This is a genomic window from Rhodopseudomonas sp. WA056, from assembly GCF_010906995.1.
GTDB classification, from domain to species: Bacteria; Pseudomonadota; Alphaproteobacteria; order Rhizobiales; family Xanthobacteraceae; genus Rhodopseudomonas; species Rhodopseudomonas palustris_G.
Genome location: NZ_QPFS01000179.1, coordinates 1 through 7039, shown reverse-complemented (window position 1 = coordinate 7039; position 7039 = coordinate 1). Strand labels below are relative to the sequence as shown.

7 protein-coding genes are annotated in these 7039 nt (G+C 65.4%); 4 read left to right on the top strand and 3 right to left on the bottom strand.

The window, feature by feature from the left end:
* From DU475_RS22495 to DU475_RS22485, 3 genes are all read right to left on the bottom strand, one after another.
* Nucleotides 1-863 (bottom strand): DHA2 family efflux MFS transporter permease subunit (locus tag DU475_RS22495; RefSeq protein WP_164633378.1); only part of this gene is annotated, 863 nt, incomplete at its 3' end.
* 3 nt (nt 864-866) lie between these two features.
* On the bottom strand, nt 867-2048 hold the full coding sequence (locus tag DU475_RS22490; protein WP_164633377.1) for an HlyD family secretion protein: 1182 nt from the start codon (nt 2046-2048) through the stop codon (nt 867-869).
* Nucleotides 2049-2065: 17 nt separating this feature from the next.
* The gene (locus DU475_RS22485) at nt 2066-2527 is read right to left on the bottom strand and encodes a MarR family transcriptional regulator (protein ID WP_164633376.1); all 462 of its coding nucleotides are present in this window, start codon (nt 2525-2527) and stop codon (nt 2066-2068) included.
* A gap of 203 nt (nt 2528-2730) precedes the next feature.
* Between DU475_RS22485 and DU475_RS22480 the strand changes: the two genes are divergently transcribed.
* The 4 genes from DU475_RS22480 to DU475_RS22465 form a co-directional block, all read left to right on the top strand.
* Nucleotides 2731-3219, top strand: a complete 489-nt coding sequence (locus DU475_RS22480; protein ID WP_013500385.1) for a Fur family transcriptional regulator — start codon at nt 2731-2733, stop codon at nt 3217-3219.
* Between the two features lie 165 nt (nt 3220-3384).
* On the top strand, nt 3385-4308 hold the full coding sequence (locus DU475_RS22475) for a DMT family transporter (protein WP_013500386.1): 924 nt from the start codon (nt 3385-3387) through the stop codon (nt 4306-4308).
* A 13-nt stretch (nt 4309-4321) separates the two neighbouring features.
* Nucleotides 4322-5617, top strand: a complete 1296-nt coding sequence (gene ispG / locus DU475_RS22470) for a flavodoxin-dependent (E)-4-hydroxy-3-methylbut-2-enyl-diphosphate synthase (protein WP_164633375.1) — start codon at nt 4322-4324, stop codon at nt 5615-5617.
* Between the two features lie 531 nt (nt 5618-6148).
* On the top strand, nt 6149-7039 hold an 891-nt coding region (locus DU475_RS22465; protein ID WP_349644219.1), incomplete at its 3' end, for a diguanylate cyclase domain-containing protein.

Sequence of the window (7039 nt, the reverse complement as noted above, 5' to 3'; positions counted from 1 at the left end):
GAGAACAGCACCAGCCCCATCACCGTCATGAAGATCACGCCGCCGATGAAGTTGCGGTCCTTGAAGATCGCGAACTGGATGAACGGACGTTCGGTGGTGAAAGAGTGCGCGAAGAAGTAGTAGAACCCGACCACCGAGACGATCGACTCGATGACGATCTCCGGCGAATTGAACCAGTCGAGCTGTTCGCCGCGGTCGAGCGCGAGCTGCATCGCGCCGATACCGACCGCGAGCGCTGCGAAGCCGAACCAGTCGAATTTGAGTTTCTGGTCCTTGTCGGTCTCTTCCATGAACATCGCCAGGCCAAGCACCGTGATGGCGCCGAACGGCAAATTGACGAAGAACACCCAGTGCCAGGAGTAGGTTTCGGTCAGCCAGGCGCCGAGCGACGGGCCCATGATCGGTCCCATCATCACGCCCATGCCCCAGATCGACATCGCCTTGGCGCGCTCGTGCAGCGCGTAGCTGTCGAGCATCACCGCCTGCGACAGCGGCACCAGCGCGGCGCCGAACACGCCCTGCAGCAGTCGGAACGCCACCATTTGGGTGATGTCCTGGGCAAGGCCGCACATCACCGATGCGACGGTGAAGCCGGCCGCGCAGATGATGAAGATGCGCTTGCGCCCGAACCGGTTGGCGATCCAGCCGACCGGTGCCGTCATGATCGCGGCGGCCACGATATAGGACGTCAGCACCCAGTTGATCTGGTCCTGCGACGCCGACAGCGAGCCCTGCATATAGGGCAGCGCGACGTTGGCGATCGTGGTGTCGAGCGCCTGCATGATCGTCGCGGTCATGGCGCAGATCGTCACCATGTTCCGGCGAAAGCCGGGGACCGCGGACGAACGGGGGGCGCTCGACATCGCTTACTTGGCCTCGTGCGCGTCGTTGTCGGCCTGCGCGGCCTTGGCTGGGCCGAAGCCGAGCAGGCCTGCCAGCGAACGCCGGTGATTGGTGTCGATCGACACGTTCACGCTCATGCCCGCCTTCAACCGGCGCACCATCGCGTCGGTTTCGTCGAACGCGATCCGCAGCGGCACGCGCTGCACCACCTTGACGAAATTGCCGGTGGCGTTCTGCGGCGGCAGCACCGCGAATTGCGCGCCGGTGCCCGGCGACAACGACGTCACCCGGCCCTTGAAGGCATGATCCGGGAAGGCATCGACGTCCAGCGTCACGGTCTGCCCCACTGCCACATAGGTGAAATCGCTTTCCTTCGGATTGGCGTCGACCCAGGGCTGCGAGGTGTCGATGACGCTGAATACCGGCGTGCCGGCGGCGACGAAGCGGCCGAGCTGAATGTTGTCGACCTGGGCGGCGGTGCCGCGCATCGGCGCCCGCACCGTGGCCAGTCGCAGGTTGCGTTCAGCGTCTTCGAGCGCCGCCTTGGCCTGGGCGTAGGCGGGAAACTTCTCCAGCGGCAGTTCGGGATCGCCGAGCAGTTGATTGAGCGCGGTGGACTGTTGCTGTTTGACGAGTTGCAACTGCGCCTGCGCCGTCACCAGCGCGGCGGTGGAGTTGTCGAGGTCGAGCTGTGAGCCGGCGCGGCTCTGCACCAGCGAGGTCTTGCGTTCGACGTCGCGCTGCTTCAGCGCGATACCGGCGTTCACCAGCTCGACGGTCTGGCCGTACAGCTTGACGTTGGCCACCAGATTGGCGTGGCTGGTCTTGGCGTCGGCGAGCTTGGCCTGGGCCTGGGCCACCATGAGACGGAACGGCACCGGATCGATCTGGAACAGCTCGTCGCCGGGCTCGACATGCTGGCCTTCCTTCACCGTCACCTCGATGATCTTGCCGGCGACGTCCGGTGTGATCAGCACCTTCTGGGCGCCCACATAGGCGTCGTCGGTGGTAACGTAGCGGCCGCCCTCCAGATAGAACGTGATGCCGCCGATCAGCGCCACCAGCGGCAGCACGACCAGCAGCAGCGGCCGGCGATAACGGCGCAGTCTCGCTCCGAGGCCGCGCGGTCCGCCAGCGGCAGCGAGGGCCGGACCGGGCGATGCATCCTTCTGTTCGGTTGGGAATTTCAGGGCCGGTTCAGCCATAGCGTTCCTCCCGTTTGTTATTGTTCGCGGTGGCAATTGTGCTGGATGGCGCCGCGCAGATTTTCCTTGATGGTCTGCATCTGCCCCACCAGGCGCTGCGCGTCGTCCGGAGCGAGCCCGGCGAGCGCGGTGGCGGTGAGCTCAGCGCGCAGGCCGGCGAGTTCGGCGAGCAGCGGCCGCGCCGCTTCGCGCAAATGAAGGCGCTTGCAGCGGCGATCGGTGTCGTCGTTGCGGCGTTCGAGCCAGCCGCGGTCGCACAGCTTGTCGATGAGCCGGGTCAGGGTGATCGGCTGTAGCTCCATCATCTCGGCGAGTTCGGATTGCTTCAGCCCTTCGGCGCGCTCCACCTTGGCGAGCACGGCCCATTGGGCGCGGGTGATGCCGTGCCGCGCCGCCTGCCGATCGGCATAAGCTCGGATCAGCCGCTGCACCTCGGCGAACACGAAGATGAAGTCCTGGTCCGGCTGACCGGAGGTCATGGGCGTCTCCTAAGCAGAGGATAAGATAAGCTAGCTTATTATTATGCAAGCTACGGGAACTGCATGCGACCGATCCAAAATGCGCATGCCTCGCAAATCCAAAGCCGCCCGCAAGACTTGACCGACCCGGCGTAGTAGAGTGGCGGTTCGCACAAGCAGGCCGGCCTCATAGGGTCTGCTCCTCACAGGTGACGATTGACCGGATGACCGCACTGAAGCCGACATTCCCTGCGCCGGGTCACGACCACGACCGCTGCACTGCCGAAGGAATTGCGCATGCCGAGCGGGTCTGCGCCGGCCGTTCGCAGAATCTGACTCCGATCCGGCGCAATGTGCTGCAGGCGTTGCTGTCCAGCCACCGGCCGCTCGGCGCCTATGAGGTGATCGAGGAGCTGGCCCGGGTGATGCCGCGGCCGGCACCGATCACGGTGTATCGGGCTCTGGATTTCCTGATGCAGAACGGGTTGGTGCACCGGATCGAGAGCCGTAACGCATTCCTCGCCTGCGGCCACGACCACAGCGACACCGCAACGGTGGCGTTCCTGATCTGCGAGTGCTGCGGATCGGTCGGGGAAGTGTCGGCGTCGGAAGTGACGGAAATCCTCAACGAGGCGGCGCGTCAAACCGGCTTCACGCCGAAGATGTCGGTGGTCGAGATCACCGGCGTGTGCGGGCATTGCCAACCCGCCTGACGCGGTTTACGCCTTGAAGGATGGGAGGAGCGAGGCGCGCCAGCGCCCGCCACAACACGGCGAAAAGCCGGAGGCATCAATGTCGAGTCTGCCGTTCCGCCCGCGTGCGCCGGGCAGTTCCAACCCGCCGAATCAGTCGTCGCGACGGCCGCGGTGAGCGGCACCATGGGGCGTCCGCTGAGCGCCGGCGCGATCGCGCTGATGCTGCTGTGCTGTCTGTCGTGGGGCTTCAACCAGATCGCGGTGAAGCTGGTGCTGCCGGACATCCCGCCGTTCCTGCAGGCGGCGATCCGCTCGGCCGGCGCGCTGATCGTCATCCTGATCATCGCCAGATCACGCCGGGTCAAGCTGTTCCAGCGCGACGGCACGCTATGGGCCGGGCTGTCGGCCGGTGTGCTGTTCGGGCTCGAATTCGTGCTGATCTATCGCGGCCTCACCCTAACCACTGCGTCCCGGGCGGTTGTGTTCCTGTACACCGCGCCATTCTTTGTCGCGCTCGGCTCGTACCGGTTGCTCGGTGAGCGGCTGCGCAGGCTGCAATGGGCCGGGCTGGGGCTGAGTTTCGCCGGGGTGGCGCTGGCGATCGGGGTGCCCCAGGCCGATGTCGACACCAGCGTCCTGGTCGGCGATCTGATGCTGGTCGGCGGGGGAGCGCTGTGGGCCGCCACCACCCTGATCGTCAAGTCGACCCGGCTGCAGCGTGCCCCGGCCGAGAAGGGGTTGGCCTATCAGGTGGCGGTTTCGGTTCCGATCCTGGCCGCCGCGGCCGCCCTGTCCGGCGAGACCATCACCAAAATGCCGTCTCCGTTGTCGCTCGGGCTGATGGCCTATCAGACCATCTGGGTGGTCGGCCTGACGTTCCTGCTGTGGTTTGGTCTGGTGAAGACCTATTCGGCCAGCAAATTGTCGGCTTTCACGTTCATTACCCCTTTATTCGGGGTGGCGGCCGGCTATCTGATCATGCACGACCCGCTGACCCCGGCATTCGGCGCCGCGGCGGTGCTGGTGATCGCCGGCCTTTATCTCGTCAACCGGCCGGCTCCGGTTCCTGCACCCAACGATCCATTGCTGAATGTCACAAAAACCTGATATTCGGACCGCCATGAACAAGCTCGAAAATCCGCTGCAGGACGACGTCGCAGGCCCCGCGCCGCGGCACCAAACCACCCAGGTCATGGTCGGCGACGTGGCCGTCGGCGGTGGCGCCCCGATCGTCGTCCAGTCGATGACCAATACCGACACCGCGGATGTCGAGGGCACCATCAAGCAGATCGCCGCGCTGGCCCGCGCCGGTTCGGAGATGGTCCGGATCACCGTCGACCGCGAGGAGGCGGCCGCCGCCGTCCCGCACATCCGCGACGGCATCCGCAAGCTCGGCCTGACCACGCCGATCATCGGCGACTTCCACTACATCGGCCACAAGCTGCTCGCCGAGTACCCGGCCTGCGCCGAGGCGCTCGACAAGTACCGGATCAATCCGGGCAATGTCGGCTTCAAGAACAAGCGTGACACGCAATTCGCCGACATCGTTGAGATCGCGATTCGGAACAACAAGGCGGTCCGCATCGGCGCCAATTGGGGCTCGCTCGACCAGGAGCTGCTGACCAAGCTGATGGACGAGAACGCCGCGTCGGCCAATCCGCGCGACGTCCGCGCCGTCACCCGAGAGGCGATGGTGCAGTCGGCACTGCTGTCGGCGGCGCGCGCCGAAGAGATCGGCTTGCCCAAGAACAAGATGATCCTGTCCGCCAAGGTCTCGGCGGTGCAGGACCTGATCGCCGTGTACCAGGATCTGGCCTCGCGCTCCGACTACGCGATCCATCTCGGCCTCACCGAAGCCGGCATGGGCAGCAAGGGCATCGTGGCGTCGTCCGCGGCGCTCGGCATCCTGCTGCAGCAGGGCATCGGCGACACCATCCGGATTTCGCTGACCCCCGAGCCGGGCGGTGATCGCACCCGTGAGGTCCAGGTCGCGCAGGAACTGCTGCAGACCATGGGCTTCCGCACCTTCGTGCCGCTGGTCGCGGCCTGCCCCGGCTGCGGTCGCACCACCTCCACGACCTTCCAGGAGTTGGCGCGCTCGATCCAGGACTTCATCCGCGACGAGATGCCGGAGTGGCGCAGCCGCTATCCGGGTGTCGAGAACCTGAACGTCGCGGTGATGGGCTGCATCGTCAACGGCCCGGGCGAAAGCAAGCACGCCAATATCGGTATCTCGCTGCCCGGCACCGGCGAGTCGCCGGCCGCCCCGGTGTTCGTCGACGGCCAGAAATTCCGCACCCTGCGCGGCGACACCATCGCGTCCGACTTCAAGGCGCTGGTGATCGACTACATCGAGCAGCGTTACGGGGCGACGCCGAAGCCCGGCGCCGCCCAGATGGTGCCGGCGGCGGAGTAAGTCCCGGCCTGCGGCACGCGCTCTCATTCGGAGCGCGTGGGATCGCGTCCTGCTATGCGTCTGACGCTGAGGATGACGACTTCATCCTTGGCTTCATCCACCCTGTGAAAGATAGCGCTCGTAAGCTCGTCAGAGCGGTGGCGTGGCCGGCGGGAGGAAACTCGTCCAGCATCCGCGTTCGTTCCCAGAGCAGATTCGCAATCGCCTGAGCGGCGGATCAGACGCGAGATTAAAACGCTTCGCTGGCCCGCAGCATGCAGGGCAGCAGCATTGGCGCGGCGGGTCAGACGCGACGCGCATCTTTGCGGAAGTCCTGATCGGAAAGGCCTTAGCAGAATACGCATCAGGCGCCGTGCTTGGTGGAAATACGTTCGACTTTCGTCTCAAACGCCTGCCATTCAACTAACCAGCGATTTACCGTCGCTGCGGCGGTCTGGTGGTAATTATGCATTTGGCAATACTCCCGGCGTCTTGTTCACGGTTATGGGGGTAGTCTCAGTCATTCGGACGGTCGATCTGCTGGAGCCACAGGTGAGCGGGAGCGCTCCGGGGGGGCCGGTGGGTCACGATCCGTCGCAGCGCACCGCGCAGTTGACGCTGTCGGCGTTCATGGCGATCGACATCGGGCTGGCGCTGATCTCGCCGGACGGTGAGATCGCGCTGACCAATCCGATGTTCGACCTGGCGTTCGGCGCGATTCCCCGCGAACAGCTCCTGTTGCGGTTCGGTTTCGATCCCAACCGCGAGGGCGGCAAGGCGTCGCGCCCGATCATTTTCCCGGACGAACGGATCTACTGGATCGACATCACGGCATTTCCGGGCGGCTGGCTGATCAGCGCCGCCGACATCAGCGAGCGTCTGCGCCAGGGTATCGTCGGCGCCGAGCTTGTGCGCACCGATCGTCTGACCCAACTCCCGAACCGACTGGTGTTCCGCGAACGTCTCGGCGATCTGCTGGCGCAGCCTCTCGATATCCGCCGCGATGCCGCGGTGCTGACGGTCGATCTCGATCGCTTCAAGGCGATCAACGACACGCTCGGGCGAACCATCGGTGATGCGCTGCTCTGCTTGGTCGCCAAACGCATCAGCTCGGCGCTGACGCCGAGCGACGTGCTCGCCCGGCTCGAGGCCGACGAATTCGGCGTGATCCAGACCGGGCGCGATCAGCCCGGAGCCGCGGTGATGCTGGCCAAACGCCTGGTCGATCTGCTCGGTCGGCCGTATCTGCTCGAAGGTCAGCTCATCAATGTCAGCGCGTTCGTCGGCATCGCGCTGCTGACCGACGACGACCTCGACGTCGACGCCGTGTCGAAGAACGCCGATCTGGCGCTGCACCGCGCCAAGCAGGAGCGCTACGCCGGCTATCGCGTGTTCGAATCCGCCATGGACGAGAGCATGCGGGCGCGACGCGCGCTCGAAACC

What these genes read in the sequence shown, in the direction of transcription:
- DU475_RS22480 (WP_013500385.1), top strand. Translation starts at nt 2,731, where the DNA reads ATGACCGCACTGAAGCCGACATTCCCTGCGCCGGGTCACGACCACGAC.
- ispG (WP_164633375.1), top strand. Translation starts at nt 4,322, where the DNA reads ATGAACAAGCTCGAAAATCCGCTGCAGGACGACGTCGCAGGCCCCGCG.
- DU475_RS22475 (WP_013500386.1), top strand. Translation starts at nt 3,385, where the DNA reads ATGGGGCGTCCGCTGAGCGCCGGCGCGATCGCGCTGATGCTGCTGTGC.
- DU475_RS22490 (WP_164633377.1), bottom strand. Translation starts at nt 2,048, where the DNA reads ATGGCTGAACCGGCCCTGAAATTCCCAACCGAACAGAAGGATGCATCG.
- DU475_RS22485 (WP_164633376.1), bottom strand. Translation starts at nt 2,527, where the DNA reads ATGACCTCCGGTCAGCCGGACCAGGACTTCATCTTCGTGTTCGCCGAG.